At 55.2% G+C, this 19996-nt stretch carries 20 protein-coding genes; 9 read left to right on the plus strand and 11 right to left on the minus strand.

The window, feature by feature from the left end; genetic code table 11:
• Nucleotides 1-17: 17 nt before the first annotated feature.
• On the plus strand, nucleotides 18-1754 hold the full coding sequence (locus HVX72_RS12355) for a potassium/proton antiporter (protein ID WP_042287685.1): 1737 nt from the start codon (nucleotides 18-20) through the stop codon (nucleotides 1752-1754).
• Between the two features lie 50 nt (nucleotides 1755-1804).
• On the opposite strand, the gene dadX is transcribed toward HVX72_RS12355, so the two are convergent.
• Together dadX and HVX72_RS12365 are read right to left on the minus strand one after the other, a co-directional pair.
• Nucleotides 1805-2875, minus strand: coding sequence for a catabolic alanine racemase DadX (gene dadX / locus HVX72_RS12360; RefSeq protein WP_181821465.1), 1071 nt, complete (start codon nucleotides 2873-2875; stop codon nucleotides 1805-1807).
• Nucleotides 2876-2887: 12 nt separating this feature from the next.
• Nucleotides 2888-4186, minus strand: a complete 1299-nt coding sequence (locus HVX72_RS12365; protein ID WP_042287690.1) for a D-amino acid dehydrogenase — start codon at nucleotides 4184-4186, stop codon at nucleotides 2888-2890.
• A 322-nt stretch (nucleotides 4187-4508) separates the two neighbouring features.
• Here HVX72_RS12365 and HVX72_RS12370 point away from each other — a divergent pair, with 322 nt between their 5' ends.
• Entirely contained in the window at nucleotides 4509-6041 is a 1533-nt protein-coding gene (locus HVX72_RS12370) for a SpoVR family protein (protein WP_042287691.1), read from the plus strand.
• 69 nt (nucleotides 6042-6110) lie between these two features.
• Here HVX72_RS12370 and fadR read toward each other — a convergent pair whose 3' ends face one another.
• Nucleotides 6111-6830, minus strand: coding sequence for a fatty acid metabolism transcriptional regulator FadR (gene fadR / locus HVX72_RS12375; protein ID WP_042287694.1), 720 nt, complete (start codon nucleotides 6828-6830; stop codon nucleotides 6111-6113).
• Between the two features lie 226 nt (nucleotides 6831-7056).
• Here fadR and nhaB point away from each other — a divergent pair, with 226 nt between their 5' ends.
• From nhaB to HVX72_RS12390, 3 genes are all read left to right on the plus strand, one after another.
• On the plus strand, nucleotides 7057-8601 hold the full coding sequence (gene nhaB / locus HVX72_RS12380; RefSeq protein ID WP_042287696.1) for a Na(+)/H(+) antiporter NhaB: 1545 nt from the start codon (nucleotides 7057-7059) through the stop codon (nucleotides 8599-8601).
• A gap of 141 nt (nucleotides 8602-8742) precedes the next feature.
• Nucleotides 8743-9273 (plus strand): disulfide bond formation protein DsbB, encoded by a 531-nt coding sequence (dsbB, locus tag HVX72_RS12385; RefSeq protein ID WP_042287698.1) that lies wholly within the window; start codon nucleotides 8743-8745, stop codon nucleotides 9271-9273.
• Nucleotides 9274-9384: 111 nt separating this feature from the next.
• Nucleotides 9385-9726: a DUF1971 domain-containing protein gene (locus HVX72_RS12390; RefSeq protein WP_042287700.1), complete on the plus strand. Its 342-nt coding sequence runs from the start codon at nucleotides 9385-9387 to the stop codon at nucleotides 9724-9726.
• A 23-nt stretch (nucleotides 9727-9749) separates the two neighbouring features.
• On the opposite strand, the gene HVX72_RS12395 is transcribed toward HVX72_RS12390, so the two are convergent.
• From HVX72_RS12395 to HVX72_RS12405, 3 genes are all read right to left on the minus strand, one after another.
• A complete protein-coding gene (locus HVX72_RS12395) occupies nucleotides 9750-10196 on the minus strand; it encodes a YcgN family cysteine cluster protein (RefSeq protein ID WP_060569797.1) in 447 nt (148 codons plus the stop codon).
• A gap of 93 nt (nucleotides 10197-10289) precedes the next feature.
• A complete protein-coding gene (locus HVX72_RS12400; protein ID WP_042287702.1) occupies nucleotides 10290-10949 on the minus strand; it encodes a fumarylacetoacetate hydrolase family protein in 660 nt (219 codons plus the stop codon).
• Nucleotides 10950-11018: 69 nt separating this feature from the next.
• Nucleotides 11019-11312 carry a YcgL domain-containing protein gene (locus HVX72_RS12405; protein ID WP_042287705.1) on the minus strand — a complete coding sequence of 98 codons (294 nt, stop codon included), beginning with the start codon at nucleotides 11310-11312 and terminating at the stop codon, nucleotides 11019-11021.
• Between the two features lie 126 nt (nucleotides 11313-11438).
• Between HVX72_RS12405 and minC the strand changes: the two genes are divergently transcribed.
• Genes minC through minE form a run of 3 tightly spaced genes read left to right on the plus strand, consistent with a single transcriptional unit; the run spans nucleotide 11439 to nucleotide 13252 of the window.
• The gene (gene minC / locus HVX72_RS12410; protein WP_042287708.1) at nucleotides 11439-12146 is read left to right on the plus strand and encodes a septum site-determining protein MinC; all 708 of its coding nucleotides are present in this window, start codon (nucleotides 11439-11441) and stop codon (nucleotides 12144-12146) included.
• 23 nt (nucleotides 12147-12169) lie between these two features.
• Entirely contained in the window at nucleotides 12170-12982 is an 813-nt protein-coding gene (minD, locus tag HVX72_RS12415) for a septum site-determining protein MinD (RefSeq protein WP_042287710.1), read from the plus strand.
• 3 nt (nucleotides 12983-12985) lie between these two features.
• Nucleotides 12986-13252, plus strand: a complete 267-nt coding sequence (minE, locus tag HVX72_RS12420; RefSeq protein ID WP_001185666.1) for a cell division topological specificity factor MinE — start codon at nucleotides 12986-12988, stop codon at nucleotides 13250-13252.
• A gap of 127 nt (nucleotides 13253-13379) precedes the next feature.
• Here the strand turns inward: minE and HVX72_RS12425 are convergent, their stop codons facing one another.
• The gene (locus HVX72_RS12425) at nucleotides 13380-14297 is read right to left on the minus strand and encodes a LysR substrate-binding domain-containing protein (protein ID WP_181823274.1); all 918 of its coding nucleotides are present in this window, start codon (nucleotides 14295-14297) and stop codon (nucleotides 13380-13382) included.
• Nucleotides 14298-14400: 103 nt separating this feature from the next.
• On the opposite strand from HVX72_RS12425, the gene HVX72_RS12430 reads away from it, so the two are divergent.
• Complete coding sequence (locus tag HVX72_RS12430; RefSeq protein WP_060569609.1) at nucleotides 14401-15492, plus strand: tartrate dehydrogenase; 1092 nt, start codon at nucleotides 14401-14403, stop codon at nucleotides 15490-15492.
• Between the two features lie 55 nt (nucleotides 15493-15547).
• Here the strand turns inward: HVX72_RS12430 and rnd are convergent, their stop codons facing one another.
• The 4 genes from rnd to tsaB form a co-directional block, all read right to left on the minus strand.
• Entirely contained in the window at nucleotides 15548-16681 is a 1134-nt protein-coding gene (gene rnd, locus HVX72_RS12435) for a ribonuclease D (RefSeq protein WP_181821466.1), read from the minus strand.
• A 69-nt stretch (nucleotides 16682-16750) separates the two neighbouring features.
• Nucleotides 16751-18436 carry a long-chain-fatty-acid--CoA ligase FadD gene (gene fadD, locus HVX72_RS12440; RefSeq protein ID WP_181821467.1) on the minus strand — a complete coding sequence of 562 codons (1686 nt, stop codon included), beginning with the start codon at nucleotides 18434-18436 and terminating at the stop codon, nucleotides 16751-16753.
• A 204-nt stretch (nucleotides 18437-18640) separates the two neighbouring features.
• Nucleotides 18641-19222 carry a Slp family lipoprotein gene (locus tag HVX72_RS12445; RefSeq protein WP_060569606.1) on the minus strand — a complete coding sequence of 194 codons (582 nt, stop codon included), beginning with the start codon at nucleotides 19220-19222 and terminating at the stop codon, nucleotides 18641-18643.
• 72 nt (nucleotides 19223-19294) lie between these two features.
• Entirely contained in the window at nucleotides 19295-19990 is a 696-nt protein-coding gene (gene tsaB, locus HVX72_RS12450; protein WP_181821468.1) for a tRNA (adenosine(37)-N6)-threonylcarbamoyltransferase complex dimerization subunit type 1 TsaB, read from the minus strand.
• Nucleotides 19991-19996 lie beyond the last annotated feature (6 nt).

Below are 19996 nucleotides of genomic sequence, written 5' to 3' on the forward strand. Positions count from 1 at the left end.
TGAGGAGAATACGACCGTTGGACGCCACTGCAATAATCAGTCTTTTTATCCTGGGGTCCGTCCTCGTCACCAGCAGTATCTTACTCAGTTCATTTTCGTCACGTCTCGGTATCCCCATTCTGGTTATTTTCCTCGCCATCGGCATGCTGGCAGGCGTTGATGGCGTGGGCGGTATACCGTTCGACAACTATCCGTTTGCATATATGGTCAGTAACCTGGCGCTGGCGATTATCCTGCTGGATGGCGGGATGCGTACCCAGGCCAGTTCCTTTCGCGTCGCGCTGGGTCCGGCGCTGTCGCTGGCGACCGTCGGCGTGCTGATCACCTCTGGCTTGACCGGCATGATGGCGGCGTGGCTGTTTAAGCTGGACCTGATCGAAGGCTTGCTGATTGGCGCGATTGTCGGCTCTACCGACGCCGCGGCGGTTTTTTCGCTGCTCGGCGGCAAGGGGCTGAACGAACGCGTGGGCTCAACGCTGGAAATCGAATCCGGCAGTAACGATCCGATGGCGGTATTCCTCACCATTACCCTGATTGAGATGATCCAGCAGCATGAGACCGGCCTGAGCTGGATGTTCGCGGTCCATATCATTCAGCAGTTTGGTCTCGGGATCGCGCTTGGCTTAGGCGGCGGCTACCTGCTTCAACAGATGATCAACCGCATCTCCCTGCCCGGCGGACTGTATCCGCTGCTGGCGCTGAGCGGCGGGATCCTGATTTTCGCCTTAACCACCGCGCTGGACGGCAGCGGGATCCTGGCGGTGTACCTGTGCGGCTTTTTGCTGGGCAACCGCCCGATCCGCAACCGTTACGCGATACTGCAAAACTTCGATGGGCTGGCCTGGCTGGCGCAAATTGCCATGTTCCTCGTACTGGGACTGCTCGTTACGCCGTCTGACCTGCTGCCCATAGCCGTCCCGGCGCTGATGCTGTCGGCGTGGATGATTTTCTTTGCCCGTCCCATTTCGGTTTTTGCCGGGTTACTGCCGTTCCGCGGCTTTAACCTGCGCGAGCGGGTATTCATCAGTTGGGTTGGACTGCGCGGCGCGGTTCCCATCATTCTTGCGGTGTTTCCGATGATGGCCGGTCTGGACAACGCGCGCCTGTTTTTCAACGTCGCCTTCTTCGTGGTGCTGATCTCGTTGCTGTTTCAGGGCACCTCGCTCTCGTGGGCGGCGAAAAAAGCGAAGGTCGTGGTGCCGCCCGTGGGTTGGCCGGTTTCCCGGGTGGGGCTGGATATTCATCCGGAAAACCCCTGGGAGCAGTTTGTCTACCAGCTCAGCGCCGACAAATGGTGTGTGGGCGCGGCCCTTCGCGATCTGCATATGCCGCAGGAGACGCGCATTGCAGCGCTGTTCCGCAACAATGAGCTGTTTCACCCAACCGGCAGCACCCGTTTACAGGAAGGCGATGTGCTCTGCGTGATAGGACGCGAACGCGATTTGCCTGCGCTGGGGAAACTGTTCAGCCAGTCACCGCCGGTGGCGCTGGACCAGCGTTTCTTCGGTGATTTCATTCTGGAAGCGAGCGCGAAATTCGCCGATGTGGCGCTGATTTACGGGCTGGAAGACGGAACCGAGTATCGCGACAAACAGCAGACGCTGGGTGAAATTGTCCAGCAGTTGCTCGGCGCCGCGCCAGTCGTGGGCGACCAGGTTGAATTTGCCGGCATGATCTGGACGGTCGCCGAAAAAGAAGATAACGCAGTGCGCAAAGTCGGGGTGCGCGTGGCGGGAGAAGAAGACGAAGAATAACGATGGCGATGCCGGACACGCGTAGCCGTCGCCCGGCATCGTTCAATAAGTTACACCGTCACAACCGGCACGCGCAGCGCCAGAGCGCACATTAGCTCATAACCGACTGTGCCGGCGGCAGCGGCGACGTCGTCAATCTTAATCTCTTTGCCCCAAAGCTCAACCGGCGTGCCAATCCCCGCCTGCGGACAGGGCGTTAAATCCACCGCCAGCATATCCATAGAGACCGTACCCACCGTCATCGTGCGCACGCCGTCAACCAGAACCGGCGTTCCCGTTGGGGCGTGGCGCGGATAGCCGTCGGCATACCCCGCCGCGACAATACCGATCCGCTGTTCGTGCTGGGCTGTGAAACGCCCGCCGTAACCAACCCGGTCGCCGGCTTTCAACGTCTGCACGCCGATGATTTCGCTGCAAAGGGACATGACGGGTTTCAGCCCGGTATTGGCGATATCACGCCACTGGCCGGAAGGCGACGCTCCGTACAGAATAATCCCCGGTCGCACCCAGTCGCCGTGGGCTTCCGGATGCCACAAGGTTGCCGCAGAATTCGCAAGCGAACGGCGGCATTCCAGCCCTTCCGTCGCCTGCGCAATCCGCGCCATCGCCTCATTGATGCCGTCAGGGTGTTCAGCATCGGCAAAATGCGACATCAGCGTCATCTCGCCGACGTTCGGCATGGCCCGCAGTTGTTGCCAGACTGTCTGCAACCGTTCCGGTAGAAAACCAAGTCGGTTCATCCCGGAATTCACTTTCACGTACACATCCAGCGGCGCGTTGAGTTTGGCGTTCTGGATTGCCTTCAACTGCCAGTTGCTGTGTACGCACGTTGTCAGCCTCCAGGTATCGTATACGGTCAGATCGTCTGCATGAAAGAAGCCTTCCAGCATCAGGATCGGTCCTTTCCAGCCGCGCTCTCGCAGGGTTATCGCTTCTTCTAAATTGAGCAGCGCAAACCCATCGGTGCCGCCTAACGCATTCCAGATACGTTCAATGCCATGTCCGTAGGCGTTGGCTTTAACCACTGACCAGACGCGGGCGTTCGGTGCAGCCTGACGGACAATACTCAAATTCTGTTTCATCGCCTGCAGGTCAAGGCTGGCCAGTATAGGGCGGGTCATTTCGCATCCTTATCAGTGATGTGCGCCATGAAGTTGCTGTGGCCGGGATGGCGTATACCCCGGGCTGTAACGCGCCACGCTCAAATCCTCATACGGGATCGCGGGCGTGCGGCCAGAGAGGATATCGCTCAGGAGCTGTCCGGAGCCGCAGGCCATGGTCCACCCCAGCGTCCCGTGTCCGGTATTCAGCAGCAGATTTTTAAAGCGGGTTCGCCCCACGACCGGCGTACCATCCGGCGTCATTGGGCGCAGCCCGGTCCAGAATGTGGCCTGTTCAATGCGTCCACCGCGCGGGTAGAGATCGCGCACCACCATCTCCAGCGTCTCCCGACGCGGCTGGAGCAGTTCGGTATTAAAGCCGACGATTTCCGCCATGCCCCCGACACGAATGCGCTGATCGAAACGGGTAATGGCGATTTTGTAGGTTTCATCAAGAATAGTCGAAACAGGCGCGCCGTCCTCTTCCGCCACAGGGATCGTCAGCGAATAGCCTTTCAGCGGATACACCGGAATATCGACAATGCCTTTCAGCATCGCCGTGGAATAGGAGCCAAAGGCCATCACATACGCATCGGCTTTGATGATTTCGTCGCCGCACTTCACGCCATAGATACGCTCGCCTTCACAGAGCAGCTTGTCCACCGGCGTGTTGAAACGGAACGTGACGCCAGCCTGTTCAGCCATTTGCGCCAGTCGCTGGGTAAAAAGCTGGCAGTCGCCCGTTTCGTCGTTCGGCAACCGCAGCCCGCCGGTCAGCTTATGCGCCACTTCCGCCAGCGCCGGTTCCACTTCCGCCAGCCGGGCAGACTCCAGCAACTGGTACGGTACGCCCGCGTCTTCCAGCACCGCGATATCCCGAGTGGCGTTTTCATACTGCTGTTCGGTGCGGAAGAGTTGTAGCGTTCCGCCCTGACGTCCTTCGTACTGAATCCCGGTTGACGCACGCAGCGCTTTCAGACAGTCGCGGCTGTACTCCGCGAGACGCACCATGCGGCCTTTGTTTTCCATGTAGTGGCGGGTGTCGCAGTTCCGCAGCATTTGCCACATCCATTTAAGTTGAAACGGCGAACCGTCCAGACGCACGGCCAGCGGCGCGTGGCGCTGGAACATCCATTTAATTGCCTTTAAAGGAACGCCTGGCGCCGCCCAGGGGGCGGCATAGCCTGGTGAAATCTGTCCAGCGTTCGCGGCACTGGTTTCCAGCGCCGGACCGGGTTCACGATCGATGACGGTCACCTCATGCCCGGCCTGACATAAATACCAGGCGCTGGTCACGCCAACGACGCCACTTCCCAGTATGACAACTCGCATAGCCACTCCGTTAACAGTAAAAGAACAATCTTCTAATTACATCTTGATAACCCAGATGAAAATATTATTCAACATATGGCTTTTTTATGGTGACCTGCCTCACAGATAGCCGATTGCAGGGTGATAGCGGTTGTTTGGCATCTCCTGCTATGCCGCATTTTTATCCAGCATAAAATAGCGTAGCGATGGCAATTTCTGGCGGGATAACCAGCAGAAATCGCGAAGAAAAGATCGCATCGCCAACACGGTTTTTAACAGGGTGTTCTATGCTTGAAATGAGGTGCTCCACACAGAGAGCGCCGCCAACAATGAGGGTGCGCGAATGGCTACGATTGATTCCATGAACAAGGACACCACACGGTTGAGCGATGGACCCGACTGGACGTTTGATCTGCTGGATGTTTACCTGGCAGAAATAGACCGCGTGGCAAAACTCTACAGACTGGACACCTATCCGCACCAGATTGAGGTCATCACCTCCGAGCAGATGATGGACGCCTATTCCAGCGTCGGGATGCCGATCAATTATCCGCACTGGTCATTTGGCAAAAAGTTTATCGAAACCGAAAGATTGTATAAACACGGGCAGCAGGGTCTGGCCTATGAGATTGTCATTAACTCGAACCCGTGTATCGCTTATCTGATGGAAGAGAACACCATTACCATGCAGGCGCTGGTAATGGCTCACGCCTGCTACGGGCATAACTCTTTCTTCAAAAACAATTATCTGTTCCGCAGTTGGACCGACGCCAGCTCGATTGTTGATTATCTGATTTTTGCCCGCAATTACATCACTCAGTGCGAAGAGCGTTACGGCGTTGATGAGGTGGAAAAATTGCTGGACTCCTGTCATGCGCTGATGAATTACGGGGTTGATCGCTACAAGCGTCCGCAAAAAATCTCTTTGCAGGAGGAGAAAGCCCGTCAGAAAAGCCGTGAAGAATATCTGCAAAGCCAGGTAAACATGCTGTGGCGTACACTGCCGAAGAAAGAGGAAGAAAAAACGGTGGCCGAGGCGCGACGTTATCCGTCGGAGCCGCAGGAGAACTTGCTCTACTTTATGGAGAAGAACGCGCCACTGCTGGAGTCCTGGCAGCGTGAGATCCTGCGTATCGTGCGCAAAGTGAGCCAGTATTTCTATCCGCAGAAGCAGACCCAGGTGATGAACGAAGGCTGGGCCACCTTCTGGCACTATACGATCCTGAATCATCTTTATGACGAAGGCAAAGTCACCGAGCGCTTTATGCTGGAATTTTTGCACAGCCACACTAACGTGGTGTTCCAGCCGCCCTATAACAGCCCATGGTACAGCGGTATTAATCCCTATGCGCTGGGCTTTGCGATGTTCCAGGACATCAAGCGCATCTGTCAGTCGCCAACGGAAGAAGATCGCTACTGGTTCCCCGATATGGCGGGATCAGACTGGCTGGAGACGCTGCATTTCGCGATGCGCGACTTTAAAGATGAAAGCTTCATTAGCCAGTTCCTGTCGCCGAAGGTGATGCGTGATTTCCGCTTCTTTACGGTGCTGGACGACGATCGGCATAACTATCTGGAAATCTCTGCGATTCATAACGAGGAAGGCTACCGTGAAATCCGCAATCGCCTGTCGTCACAATATAACCTGAGCAATCTTGAGCCAAATATCCAGGTGTGGAATGTCGATCTGCGCGGCGATCGCTCTCTGACGCTACGCTACATTCCGCACAACCGCGCGCCGCTGGACAAGGGTCGTAAAGAGGTGCTGAAGCACGTGCATCGGCTATGGGGATTTGACGTAACGCTGGAACAGCAGAACGAAGACGGCAGCGTTGAGCTACTGGAACGCTGCCCGGCGAGGGTGAACAGTTTATAATCGCCCTGTCGCCCGCAGGGTTGGATAAACGCAAAAAACCTCTCTGCAGAGAGGTTTTTCTTTTATGACCTATCGCCCCTGAATCGCGAGATCGCCCGGCAGGTTTTTCTGCATCCGGTGCCAGATCTCGCCGCTGTCGTGACCGTAGCGGCGTACCGTTTCATACACCTGATCGTGCGCGCCTTGCAGGCAGAGTTGCGACAGCTTGTGATAGAACCCCAGCGCCAGGCTGCGCGCTTCCGGATTCGCGAAATAGTGACGCCCGATACGGGTGTACAGCCCTTTCATGCCGTTGAGGATCAGGCCGTAAATCGGGTTGCCGGAGGCAAACGCCAGGCCGCGGAAAATGTTGTAATCAAGTTCCGCAAAGGCGTCGGCGTGGTCGGCAACTTCCTGCGCTGTCGCCAGCACTTCCTGAGCTTTGTCAGGATGCTGACGAAATGCGGTGCGGATAAAGATCGTTGAGATGTTGGTTCGCACCGACAGTAGATTATCAATCAGTTGCGGAACGCTTTCATGATCGAGACGCGCCAGGGTTTCAAGAATGTTCAGCCCGGACGTTTCCCAGAAATTATTCACCTTCGTCGGTTTGCCGTGCTGAATGGTCAACCAACCATCACGCGCCAGACGCTGAAGCACTTCACGTAAAGTGGTACGCGTCACCCCGATCAGCTCGGAGAGTTCACGTTCAGCAGGCAGAATAGTGCCCGGGGGGAAGCGGTTATTCCAGATACTTTCAATGATGTACTCTTCCGCGAAACCCGCCGGGCTCTGCGCCTTAATGACCATAGTGAGATTTCCATTACACAGCAAAACATAGTTACACTCATCATACCAGACGGGTTACAACCCCGATAGCGCAGGCAACAAAGAAAAAGGGGATCAAGGCTTCATTTTCCGGATAACGCTGCGCCGGTATATAAGGTTAAGGACTTGCCTGGTTTACCGCTGACCGCTAAGCTTTGCGGCTAAACATAAAAACATCATTTCATTTAATTAGGTAAGGGAAACCGCCATGGAGATCTCCTGGGGTCGCGCATTCTGGCGCAACTTTTTAGGCCAGTCGCCAGACTGGTACAAACTCGCTCTACTGATATTTCTGATCGTTAACCCGCTGATTTTCATGATCAACCCCTTCGTAGCGGGATGGTTGCTAGTAGCGGAATTTATCTTCACGCTGGCCATGGCGCTGAAATGCTACCCGCTGCTGCCGGGCGGGCTGCTGGCGATTGAAGCGGTGATGATCGGCATGACCAGCGCCGCCCATGTGCGCGAAGAAGTCGCGGCCAATCTGGAAGTCCTGCTGCTGCTGATGTTTATGGTGGCGGGCATCTACTTTATGAAGCAGTTACTGCTGTTTATTTTTACCCGCCTGCTGTTGAGTATTCGCTCCAAAACCATGCTATCGCTGGCCTTCTGCATTGCCGCCGCCTTTCTTTCGGCTTTCCTTGATGCGCTTACCGTGGTTGCCGTCGTGATCAGCGTTGCCGTTGGCTTTTACGGTATTTATCACCGTGTGGCCTCCGCGCGCGGTGAAGATAACGATATTCTGGACGACAGCCATATCGATCAGCATTACAAAACGGTGCTGGAGCAGTTTCGCGGCTTTTTACGCAGCCTGATGATGCACGCAGGCGTTGGGACCGCGCTTGGCGGCGTGATGACCATGGTGGGCGAACCGCAGAACCTGATTATTGCAAAAGCCGCCGGCTGGCACTTTGGCGACTTCTTTCTGCGCATGTCGCCTGTCACCCTCCCCGTGCTGATTTGCGGCCTGCTGACCTGCGTATTGGTAGAGAAAATGCGCTGGTTTGGTTATGGCGAAACGCTGCCGGAAAAAGTGCGTGAAGTCTTGCAGCAGTTTGACGATCAAAACCGCCATCAGCGCACCCGTCAGGACCGACTGAAACTGGTGGTGCAGGCGATTATCGGCGTCTGGCTGGTGGTTGCCCTGGCGCTGCATCTGGCGGAAGTGGGGCTGATTGGCCTGTCGGTCATTATTTTAGCGACCTCGCTAACCGGCGTAACTGACGAGCACGCCATCGGCAAAGCGTTTACCGAGTCACTGCCCTTTACCGCCCTGCTGACCGTGTTTTTCTCGATTGTCGCCGTGATCATTGACCAGCATCTGTTTACGCCGATCATCCAGTATGTCCTGCAGGCGTCGGAGCATGCCCAGTTAACGCTGTTTTATCTGTTTAACGGGCTGCTCTCTTCGATCTCCGATAACGTCTTCGTCGGCACGATTTACATCAACGAAGCCAAAGCGGCGATGGAAAGCGGCGCGATCTCACTGCAACAGTTTGAACTGCTGGCGGTGGCCATTAATACTGGCACCAACCTGCCGTCGGTCGCCACACCAAATGGCCAGGCGGCCTTCCTGTTCCTGTTGACTTCTGCCCTTGCGCCATTGATTCGCCTCTCTTATGGTCGGATGGTGTGGATGGCGCTGCCTTATACCGTTGTTCTGACGCTGGTGGGTCTGCTGTGCGTGGAGTTCACTCTCGCCCCGTACACCGAATGGATGACCCGGATCGGCCTTTTAGCTACACTTCCATAACAACTTACCGGGCATTTCACTGCCCGGTTTGCCTTTTTGCGTGATAATTATCCAATTACACAATATTTCATTTTCTCCTGGTGGCGCAGTTATTGAATTGGTTTACACTGCCGTGTCTACGCATATTGCAGGGAAATAACTATGTTGCGATTTTTGAACCAGTGCTCACGGGGTCGGGGCGCATGGTTACTGATGGCATTGACTGCCCTGGCGCTCGAACTGGTCGCGCTGTGGTTTCAGCATGTCATGCTACTTAAACCGTGTGTGTTGTGCATTTACGAACGCTGCGCGCTGTTTGGCATCATGGGCGCCGGGTTAGTCGGCGCCATCGCGCCGAAAACGCCGTTACGCTATGTCGCGCTGGTGATTTGGATCTACAGCGCCATCCGCGGCGTTCAACTGGCATGGGAACACACCATGATTCAGTTACATCCTTCCCCCTTCATGACCTGTGATTTTATGGCGCGCTTCCCGGGCTGGCTGCCGCTGGATAAATGGTTGCCGCAAGTGTTTGTTGCCTCTGGCGACTGTGCGGAACGTCAGTGGGAATTTTTAAGCCTCGAAATGCCGCAGTGGTTGTTGGGCATTTTTGCCGCTTATCTGGTGGTGGCGATTCTGGTGTTAATCGCGCAGCCGTTTAAGCCGAAAAGACGCGATCTGTTTGGTCGTTAATCCGCAACGCTCCCACCCGGGGGCGTTTTTTTTGCCGGAAAATCATTGCGTGCGACGCTTTATAAGATGTATATTAAATACATCTTATAAAGCCCACCAGGGGGAGTCCTTATGTCACATCTACGCATCCCGGCAAACTGGAAAATCAAACGTTCAACCCCATTTTTCACCAAAGATAACGTCCCCGCAGCGCTTCTCTCCCACCACAACACTGCCGCCGGCGTTTTCGGTCAATTGTGTGTCATGGAAGGGACGGTCACCTATTACGGTTTCGCTAACGAAGAAGCAAAAGAACCGGAAGTGAAAGTGGTGATCAACGCCGGCCAGTTCGCCACCAGCCCACCGCAGTACTGGCACCGGGTCGAGTTGAGCGATGACGCTCAGTTTAATATCAACTTCTGGGTCGACGAAGATCACGAAGGCGAGCAGATGTATCAGGCGAAAAACGCCTAACATCCGCTCTCAGCATGGGCGGCTCAGTCCGCCCATTCAGGTTTATTCAGAATATGGTCCTGCCAGTCGCGGACTTCTGACTCTTTTACCGCAATATGGCGCACCGAGATGCGTTCGCCGTGCATCGCCGCTTTTGACCCCGTCAGCAGCGGGTGCCACGCGGGTAACCCTTTCCCTTCCGCCAGTAAACGATACGCACAGGTCATCGGCAGCCATTCAAAAGTCGGCAAATTATCACGCGTGAGTTTGATGCAGTCAGGCTCGTATTCGAAACGGCGTTCGTAGTTGCGACACTGGCAGGTTTTGATGTTTAACTGTCGGCAGGCGACATTGGTAAAATAGATTTCGTCAGTGTCTTCGTCCATCAGCTTATGCAGACAGCACTGACCACAGCCATCACAGAGCGACTCCCATTCGGCATCGGTCATTTCATCCAGGGTTTTACTTTGCCAGAAAGGTAAATCGCTCATCAGGGTATCCGCCATTGCTGTAAAGCTGCACCTTATAACCAGTCTGGCACGCTGATGCAAGTTTTGCCGCCCGAAAAAGGCGGCAAATAGCTTTTACAGAACGCGAGTCGTAAGGGAATGGCCGTTGAAATGAATCTCCAGCTCGTCGCCGCTGGCAAGCGGCCCGACGCCTTCCGGGGTTCCGGTCAACACAACGTCTCCAGCCTTCAGGGTAAAGAATTTACTCATATACGCAATCAGCGGCACGATTTTATGGATCATGTCGGCGGTCGTGCCCTGCTGGCGAACCTCGCCGTTTACCGTCAGGCTAAGCGGCGTATCCTGCGGATCGCCGTTAAATTCAGCAGCCGGAATAAACCCCGACAACGGGCAAGAATTATCGAAGCCTTTGGCTTTTTCCCATGGCTGCCCCGCCTTCTTCATTTTGCCCTGAATGTCGCGCAGCGTCAGATCGAGCGCCACACCGTAACCGGCAATGGCTTTACGCACATGATCTTCCGTCGCCTGGCGTAACGTAGCGCCAATCAGAACCGCCAGTTCGACTTCATGATGCACCGCGCCCATCGCCGTTGGAATCGCCAACGGCTGGCGCAGATCGCAAAGCGCTGTTTCCGGTTTGATAAACAGCACCGGCTCATCCGGCGTCGCGCTTCCCATCTCTTTAATATGCTTTGCGTAGTTGCTGCCTACGCAAACCACTTTGCTTGCCGGGAAGTCGAGCAGCGCGCCCTGCCAGTTATGATGTTGATACATGCTTTTCCCCTAATCTGTCATCCTGGATGGTCAGTAATGGCACCGGCAAGGCTTAACGCCGGATACCGTTTATTTATCCGTTTCTGGAGCGTGCTGCGAGGAGGCTGAAAGATGTTGCTTCAATAAATCTTCCGGCGGCGGAGGCAATTGTAAATAATATCCCTGCTCCGCTAAGGCTTGCTTTACTTTATCCAGATCGGCGTTGACTAACTTCTTACGACCATCCAGCGGCAATATCATTGCCAGTTTTGGCTGGCCAAATCCTTTCATCAGCTCTTCAGGTACGCGTGAAAAATCGTCTTTTTTTTCGACATATAAATAGGTCTGGTCACGTCGGGTACTTCTGTAGATCACACAAAACATACATTTTACTCTGAATTAAACGGTTGGCGACTTGCCTCAATATAATAGTGACTATAACATGCCTTCTGGACTTCGGAATATCATCCCATATCGGGGATGATAAATAGCAAATTGAGTAAGGCCAGGATGTCAAACACGCCCATCGAACTTAAAGGCAGTAGCTTCACCTTATCAGTGGTTCATTTGCATGAAGCCGAACCCGAGGTTATTCGTCAGGCGTTAGAAGACAAAATCGCTCAGGCTCCCGCTTTTTTAAAACACGCCCCGGTGGTGATTAACGTCAGCGGTCTGGACGCGCCGGTAAACTGGCCGGTTCTGCAGGAGGTGGTGACCTCCACAGGACTGCGGATTATCGGGGTCAGCGGCTGCAAAGACGCCCGTTTAAAAGCGGAAATCGACCAGATGGGCCTTCCCTTATTGACTGAAGGGAAAGAAAAAGCCGCGCGTTCCGCGCCTGCTGAACCCGTCGCCCCTGTCGCCCCGGCGCAAAACGCTGGTTCCGTCACAAAAACGCGATTTATTGATGTGCCGGTTCGTTCCGGTCAGCGCATTTATGCACCACAATGTGATCTGATTGTTACAAGTCACGTCAGCGCTGGCGCAGAGCTTATCGCTGACGGCAATATTCATGTCTACGGCATGATGAGAGGCCGCGCGCTGGCGGGCGCAAGCGGCGATCGGGAAGCGCAAATTTTTTGTACCCATCTGACGGCAGAACTGGTCTCTATCGCAGGTGTTTACTGGCTGAGTGATAAAATCCCAGCAGAATTTTATGGCAAAGCGGCCCGTTTGCAGTTAGCAGACAACGCTTTGACAGTTCAACCGTTGAATTGATCCCTTTTTAACAAGGAATTTCTATGGCACGCATTATTGTAGTTACTTCGGGTAAAGGGGGCGTTGGCAAAACCACCTCCAGCGCGGCCATCGCTACTGGTTTGGCCCAGAAGGGAAAGAAAACTGTCGTTATTGATTTTGATATCGGCCTGCGTAACCTCGATCTTATCATGGGGTGTGAACGCCGGGTCGTTTACGATTTCGTCAACGTCATTCAGGGCGATGCGACGCTGAATCAGGCGTTGATCAAGGACAAACGTACTGAAAACCTCTTTATTCTTCCTGCCTCTCAGACGCGCGATAAAGACGCCCTGACCCGCGAAGGCGTCGCGAAAGTCCTCGACGATCTGAAAGCGATGGATTTCGACTTCATAGTCTGCGACTCCCCGGCGGGGATTGAAACCGGCGCGCTGATGGCGCTCTACTTCGCCGATGAAGCGATCATCACCACGAACCCGGAAGTCTCCTCAGTTCGTGACTCCGACCGCATTCTGGGGATTCTGGCGTCGAAATCCCGCCGCGCCGAAAATGGCGAAGAACCGATCAAAGAACATCTGCTGCTGACGCGCTACAACCCTGGCCGGGTGAATAAAGGCGATATGCTCAGCATGGAAGATGTGCTGGAAATCCTGCGCATTAAGCTTGTCGGGGTGATCCCGGAAGATCAGTCTGTACTGCGCGCCTCTAACCAGGGCGAGCCGGTCATTCTGGATATCAATGCAGACGCGGGTAAAGCGTATGCCGATACGGTAGATCGTCTGTTGGGAGAAGAACGTCCTTTCCGCTTCATTGAAGAAGAGAAGAAAGGTTTCCTCAAACGCCTGTTCGGAGGATAAGTTATGGCATTACTGGATTTTTTTCTCTCGCGGAAAAAGAGTACAGCCAACATCGCGAAGGAGCGATTACAGATTATTGTCGCAGAGCGTCGTCGTAGCGACGCCGAGCCGCATTATTTACCGCAGTTACGCAAAGATATTCTTGAGGTCATTTGTAAATACGTACAAATCGATCCTGAAATGGTCACCGTTCAGCTTGAACAAAAAGACGGCGACATTTCTATTCTCGAACTTAACGTGACATTGCCAGAAGCGGAAGAGTCGAAATAACGCTTTCGCTCAGAAAAATCCTGGAAAAAAAGGCGGAACTTTCTGCCTTTTTTTATTTGTAGAAGAAAATCGTAATAAACATTTTTTTTGCTCAAAATATTGGTTATTTATACAGTATGACCTGAATTCATTTCACGGAAAATGTCGGATAGCGATCGGCGAAATAATCCCGCAAAAACTCAACCGTAATTCGTACCTTCGCGGAATTCGCCAGCCGGGAGACATGAACGGCCCAGATGTTTGCTGGTTGATAATACTCCGGCAGAACCTGCACCAGTTGACCGCTGGCAATATTGTCACAGACATCCCACCATGAGCGTAACGCAATCCCCTGGCCGTCCAGGCACCACTGGTGAACGATCTCCCCATGGTTCGACGACAGCGCACCTGTCACTTTGATGGCATGCTGCCCCTCTTTATTTTGGAGTTGCCAAACGCCAAATGGATGATCGCGCTCTTTTATTACCAGACAGGAACAGGCGGACAGCTCCGTCAGTTGCTTTGGCGTGCCGTGCTGCGCTAAAAATGACGGCGAGGCGCAAAGAATACGATAGTTCGTACCCAGTTTGCGGGCGATAAGATTCGGCGCGATATCATCGCCAATGCGAATATCCAGATCGACGCCTTCATTTGCCAGATCCACCAGCCGATCTTCGACATCAAAGCGCAATTCCAACTGGGGATACTGCTTCGCCAGCGCTGAAAGCGCGGGCGCTACCACGCGCCGGCCAAAGCCAAAGCTACTGATGATCCGCAGCATCCCTTGCGGCACCTGACGTACGTCAGAAAGCTCGTCCATCATCTGATCCACATCATACAAAATACGCTGCGCCCAGGCGTAGATGCGCTCGCCCTCTTCGGTCATGCTCACCCGCCGGGTGGTGCGATGCAGCAGAACCACGTTGAGCGTGTGTTCCAGTAGGGCGATACGTTTGCTGACGAAGGCAGGCGATACGCCCATCTCCTGCGCCACCGCGGCAAATCCCGAGCGCCGGGCAACCTGCATAAAGACGCGTAAGTCATTTAACAACGGCAGATTATTCATGATCTGTGTTTTATGTTTCACCAGTTGGTCTCATTAACTGCCGTTCAGTCAATTATAGGATAGCGGTGAAGTCAATTTTCTGAGCCGATAAGTGAGATCTGAAATGAACAAAACCTGTCGCATTGCCGCCATCCCCGGAGACGGCATTGGTAAAGAGGTTCTGCCGGAAGGGCTACGGGTGTTAAAGGCCGCCAGCGAGCGCTGGGGGCTGTCTCTGAGTATTGAAACCTTTGAATGGGCCAGCTGTGAGTACTACCAGCAACACGGCAAGATGATGCCGGATGACTGGCACGCACAGTTGTCATCGTTTGATGCCATCTATTTTGGCGCGGTTGGCTGGCCGGACACCGTGCCGGATCATATCTCTCTGTGGGGATCGCTACTGAAGTTCCGCCGTGAATTCGATCAGTACGTTAACCTGCGACCGGTACGCCTCTTTCCGGGAGTGCCCTGCCCGCTCGCGGGCAAGCAGCCTGGCGATATTGATTTCTACGTGGTGCGAGAAAATACTGAAGGCGAATATTCGGCGTTGGGTGGACGGGTTAATCCGGGCACCGAACATGAACTGGTGATCCAGGAGTCGGTGTTTACCCGCCGCGGCGTGGATCGCATTTTGCGCTATGCGTTCGAACTGGCGCAAAGTCGCCCGCGTAAAACGCTGACCTCCGCCACCAAATCTAACGGGCTGGCGATCAGTATGCCATTCTGGGATGAACGCGTGGAAGCAATGGCGCAGCACTTTCCCGCTATTCGCTGGGATAAGCAGCACATCGATATTCTGTGCGCCCGGTTTGTCATGCAGCCGGAACGCTTTGACGTAGTGGTCGCCTCAAACCTGTTTGGCGATATTCTGTCAGACCTCGGTCCGGCGTGTACGGGTACCATTGGCATCGCGCCTTCCGCCAACCTGAACCCGGAGCGCACTTTCCCCTCCCTGTTCGAACCGGTCCACGGTTCCGCGCCGGACATATACGGCCAGAACATTGCCAACCCGGTCGCCACTATCTGGGCAGGCGCGATGATGCTCGATTTCCTTGGGGAAGGCGATGCGCGCTATACCGCTGCCCATGACGGTATCCTGGCGGCGATCGAGCAAGTGATTGCCAGCGGACCGAAAACGCCTGATATGAAGGGGAACGCCTCAACCCGGCAGGTGGGCGAGGCTGTCTGCGAACGGATACGCTCCATGCAGTAAGCGAAGGCCGTACAGCGCGACCGGCTGGCGGATGTCCAGCCGGAGCGGGCTGACATTAGCCCTGACGCGGATACTCCGCCAGCAGCGCATGAAGCTGCGCGGCCATCAACTCGCCGCGCCAACCGGAGATCAGTTCTGGCTCGCCGTTTTGCGGTTTGAGCTGCCAGTGCCAGTTAAGCAACTGGTTGATCTGGCGGCGTGACGCCAGCAGTTCGGCGCTGACGTTATGCCCGGCGCTCACTCCGGCAATCAGCGCTTTAATATCTTTAAACGCTTTCCGATAGCCGGGCATGTCGATCAGGTTAAGCAGCGGCGCTGGCAGCGCCTCCTCGGGTAACGCCTGCGCTTTGGCAACCAGCGCGAGCAGCGTCTTGCCATGGAAGCGAATTTCACTGCCGGAAAGCCCGAGGCTGTCGAGTTCCCCCATGCTGCCGGGCATATAGCGCGCCACCGACCACAGATGTTCTTCACGCACCACGAAGTTCACCGCCAGATCGCGCTCGCGCGCCTTGCGCAACCGCCAGTCGGCAAGCAGCTGCAGACAGGCCAACTGGCGGGTACGCAGTTGCCAGGCATTGGTGATATCACGCCACGCCTCTTCCGGCGCCAGAATCTCCTGACGACGTTGCTGCATCAGACGGCATTCGTCCAGCGCTGCGGGCAGCCAACCAGCAGCTTCGGTTTCCGCCATCAGTTTTCCGGCGATCGGCAACAGATACCATACGTCCGCCGCCGCATATTCACACTGGCGTTCCGTCAGAGGACGCGCCAGCCAGTCGGTCCGCGACTCGCTTTTGTCGAGCGCCACGCCGCTAAACTCTTCGACCATTGAGGCAAAACCCCACGACAGCGGGCGACCGCAGAAAGCCGCCAGAATTTGCGTGTCGATCAGCGGCTGCGGCAGCTCGCCAAAGGCATTCAGAAACACTTCCAGATCTTCACTGCCTGCGTGCAGATATTTCGTGATAGCGGTATCGCGTAAAATCGCCTTCAGCGGCGACCAGTCGGTGATGCCATGCGGATCGATTAGCGCAACATGTTCGCCGTCGAACAACTGGATAAGCCCTAACTGCGGGTAATAGGTGCGCGTACGAACGAATTCGGTATCAAGGGCGATGGCAGGAAACGCGCGAACCGCCTCACAGAGGGTCGCCAGCGCGTCGTCAGTGGTGATCATTTGGTAATTCAAATTGCTTTCTCTTTGTTTTACGCCAAAAAAAACGCCGGATTATCCGGCGCTTGACGTGTTGCTTAACGCTCAGCCTTTATTGTCTACTTTGGCGCGGGCTTCGTCACGCAATTCTCGACGTAAAATTTTTCCGACATTGGATTTTGGCAATTCATCGCGGAACTCCACCAGCTTCGGCACCTTATAGCCGGTTAACTGGCGGCGGCAGAAAGTCACCAGCGCCTCGTCCGTTAATGACGGATCTTTTTTCACCACGAAAATCCTCACCGCTTCGCCGCTGCTGCCGGACGGTACGCCGACGGCCGCGACCTCCAGGACTCCCGGATGCTGCATCACAACATCTTCGATCTCGTTTGGATAAACGTTGAAACCTGAGACCAGAATCATGTCTTTCTTACGGTCGACAATGCGCAAAAAACCCTCATCGTCCATCACCGCGATATCACCCGTATGCAGCCAGCCGTCCTTGATGATCTCGTCGGTCGCATCCGGACGCTGCCAGTAACCGAGCATCACCTGCGGACCTTTGACGCACAGTTCGCCAGGCTGATCCGGCGGCACTTCGTTATCATCATCATCCACCAGCTTAGCTTCGGTAGACGGCACCGGCAACCCGATGCTGCCGCTGTGATAGTCAATATCATGCGGGTTCACGCTGACCAGCGGCGCGCATTCGGTCAGGCCATAGCCTTCGAGCAGATACTGCCCGGTCAGTTTCACCCAGCGTTCAGCTACCGCCTGCTGCACCGGCATACCCCCGCCGGCGGAAAGATGCAGGGAGGAGAAATCCAGTTGCTGGAACTCTTTATTATTCAGCAACGCGTTAAACAGGGTGTTCACGCCGGTCATGGCGGTAAACGGGTACTTTGCCAGCTCTTTCACCAGCCCCGGAATATCGCGCGGGTTGGTAATCAGCAGGTTCTGTCCGCCCAGTTCGATAAACAGCAGGCAGTTCATGGTCAACGCGAATATGTGGTACAGCGGCAGTGCGGTCACCACCAGCTCTTTCCCCGGATGCAGGAGCGGTCCATAGGTCGCTTTCACCTGTTCAAGGTTAGCCAGCATATTGCGATGGGTGAGCATCGCGCCTTTCGCCACGCCGGTCGTGCCGCCGGTATATTGCAGGAAAGCCAAATCCTCAGACACCACTTCCGGCTTCACGTACTGCATGCGGTAGCCCGCATGTAGCGCGCTGCGAAACGAGATGGCATCCGGCAGATGGTACTTTGGCACCAGACGTTTGATGTATTTGACCACAAAGTTCACCAGCGTCCCTTTCGCCGTCGACAGCTGGTCGCCCATGCGGGTCAGAATAACGTGTTGAACCTGAGTTTTCTCAACCACTTTTTCCAGGGTGTGGGCGAAGTTCGAGACAATGACGATCGCCGCCGCGCCGCTGTCGTTGAGCTGATGCTCCAGCTCGCGCGGCGTGTATAGCGGGTTGACGTTCACCACGATCATCCCGGCACGCAGAATGCCAAACAGCGCGACGGGATACTGCAACAGGTTTGGCATCATTAGCGCGACGCGATCGCCCTTTTTCAGACCCAGCCCTTCCTGCAAATAGGCCGCAAACGCCCTGCTCCGCTCTTCCAGCTTGCGGAAGGTCATCACCTCCCCCATATTAACGAACGCGGGCTGATCGGCGTAACGCGCGACAGCATGCACAAACAGTTCTACCAGGGATTGATAACGGTCAGGATTGATCTCCGCAGGCACATCCGCGGGATAACGGTTTAACCAAACCTTCTTCACTGCATCACCTCTAAAATGAGTGTTCGTCGTCATCGCAACCCCAGATAATAAACAAGCCGTTAACATAATATTAACTCAGCGTACCAGTTTATTAATTACTCAACGAAAAGGTTGCGAAGCGCGTCACTATTTATTTTTCTTATGACATGACTAACGCAGAAACAGCGGACGTGCCGCTGTTTCTTTTACTGATAATACAAAGGGTTACTCTGTGACTATCGTCTGAACCTGAGCAGGCCCAGGGTTATACCACCCCCAGCCGCCGTAGCCATAGGGCCAGCCTCGTCCGCCATAGAACCATGGGTCGATAGGCTGCGGCGGCATGACGACCTGTTGAGCGATACGCCAGCGCTTGTAGCCCGTCACGTCCATGGTCATGAAGTTATACGGCGTGTTGCCGACTTTTCCCGCCACGCTGCCGGTGATCGGCCCGACGACCGTCACTAACTGACCGCGAAAATCGACCGGATCAAGAAAGCCGTTCACGTTAGCATAAATACGTCCGCGTGACGGCTCGCCAAGGATCGGGCGCGCGCCGCTGTCCAGCGGGACGGTAGCGATTTCCAGTCGGGTTTTGCCCTGCTGGTTTTGTATATCCACCACCTTACCGCCAAATCGCGCTTCCTGACCAACGTACAGCTGCGGGGCATTCATCACCCGCATCAGATCGTCCTGCGGCGTCGGGCTGGTGCCTTTGATGGCATCCGGAACGGTCACACACCCGCTGAGCATCAGCACGATCGCGCCCGCCAGCAGATTTTTAACAACTTGTTTTTGAACCGCCATACTGCGACTCCTTTTCTCAGCGCACTGCCCCGAAGTTCCAGTGCATTTCCAGGGCATACATACTACTGAGATTCATTCTTTGCCCGGAAGTTTCTTCCAGGCCACGTTGTTACGTAAATAAACCGGTTCGGCGTGTTCAACAGCGACCGTTTTTCCTGCCGCCAACAATTGGCGGGCAACAGGAAGCATGTCTTCCGCTGCGGGCAGCAAAATACCGCCGTCACGCAGCGCCAGAGCGCTCTGTTTACCGAGATCGGGCCACGCAGGCCAGCCGGTTCCCACGGTAACCCATTCGCCGTCGAGCTGCTGCAGCCGTTCTTCCACCTGCTCCGGTTTGAGCACCGCTTCCGTTTCTTCGCCGTGCCAGAGGCCGTCTTCGTCACGCTGATACTCAGCCCAGTAGACTTCGCCCATGCGCGCGTCAATGGCCGCCAGTACGCGGGTTGCGCCGCTTTTGCGCCAGGCGCCCTGCGCCATTGTCGCCAGCGTGGAGACGCCAATCATCGGCAGTTCCGCCCCCAGGGCCAGCCCCTGCGCAATGCCAATACCAATACGCACGCCGGTAAAACTGCCCGGCCCGCGTCCAAAGGCCAGCGCGTCAAGTTCAGTGAGTGAAAGGCCGCTTTGGGTCAGGATGTCCTGCACCATGGGCAGGATACGTTGCGTGTGTTCGCGTGGACAAAGCTCAAAATGAGCCGTGAGGGAACCGTCGTTCCACAGAGCGACAGAACAGGCTTCTGTGGCGGTATCGATAGCCAGAATTCGCATGGGTTT

This window comes from Citrobacter sp. RHB21-C05 (assembly GCF_013889015.1).
Taxonomy (GTDB): domain Bacteria; phylum Pseudomonadota; class Gammaproteobacteria; order Enterobacterales; family Enterobacteriaceae; genus Citrobacter_A; species Citrobacter_A sedlakii.